1 protein-coding gene is annotated in these 1,136 nt (G+C 55.5%); it reads right to left on the reverse strand.

Annotation, left to right across the window (positions count from 1 at the left end; genetic code table 11):
* Positions 1–422: 422 nt before the first annotated feature.
* Complete coding sequence (locus tag H1D44_RS20675; RefSeq protein WP_181517148.1) at positions 423–1,118, reverse strand: enoyl-CoA hydratase/isomerase family protein; 696 nt, start codon at positions 1,116–1,118, stop codon at positions 423–425.
* Positions 1,119–1,136 lie beyond the last annotated feature (18 nt).

The raw sequence follows: 1,136 nt of genomic DNA on the forward strand, positions 1-1,136 counted from the left end.
CACCCCCAAGTCATCCCGAGGCACCACCCTCGGGAACAGCGCCAGTAAGGCGCTGCGCGCCATGCCTGGCGCACACGAAAAAGGGTCCACGGTGCTACCGTGGACCCTCGGATTCTGGCGCGCCCGGCAGGATTCGAACCTGCGACCTTTGGCTTCGGAGGCCGTTCCAAGCTGCCCCGCATGGATCACGGGATAACCGCAGATAGCAAGCTTTCCTTTTATCACCAGTACTTTAAATGTGCGCTTACCATTTATTCCAACTCCAACAGCACCGATTAGTACCGACAAGGCCCTCCTCACCGGTTACAAACTGTTAAGACCAGGCGTGTCTGATTTTGGACATGTAGACCGTTGGCTGCATGACAATTTTTCCTCTCAGATCCGGAACAGTTAGTGCAAAGCTTGACCATACCAGCATTAGATTAGGACATGTCCGCCGCGAGAGATGTCTCCCAGTGCACGAAGAAAGAATCGAGCTGATGCTCGATTGGAACATGCAACACATCCGCACGACATAGAAGCTTTGCTTGAGCCCAGGCCAATCTCGAAGGGCCAGGGGCAATACCGGTAAAAAGGTCTTCGGGGTGACCGGGGGAATCTTCGGCTAGACTGTCGGCCAGCCCACAGGTGACCGCCTGCATACCGGTTAATGGCTCGGCCTGCATCAACATCCGCTCTGCCAGCCGACCGGTGGAGCGGTGGCCTATCACCCCGGCCATGTCCGCGAACAGACCTAGGCCGAGCATCGTTTCAGGAAAACGAAGTTTGGCCCGTGCTGCAATCAACGCTTGATCAGCCGCAAGTAAAAGAGTTGCACCAATACCAATGGCATGTCCTTTTGCCAACACTGCAACCGGTACAGGGGCTGTGAACACCACCCGGCCCAGGCGGAAAAAATCGGCGAAAGCCCGGCGAAGCTCCTTCTCAGGCAGCAAGGCCAATGTAGCCAGATCGAAACCAGAGCAAAAATACCGCCCCTCAGTAGCACCTTGAAACAGTATTGGCTTCCCGCGGGCTATGGCAGCTTCGACCTCAGCCAGCAGTTCTGTGATGCCTTCAGAGCTATGGTGACTTCTGGTGTATGGGAGGAGGTAGAAAGGGTGGCGTATCCTGTTGATTGATCACGACCAAGATCT

It is taken from the genome of Billgrantia kenyensis, assembly GCF_013697085.1.
In the GTDB taxonomy this organism is placed as follows: domain Bacteria; phylum Pseudomonadota; class Gammaproteobacteria; order Pseudomonadales; family Halomonadaceae; genus Halomonas; species Halomonas kenyensis.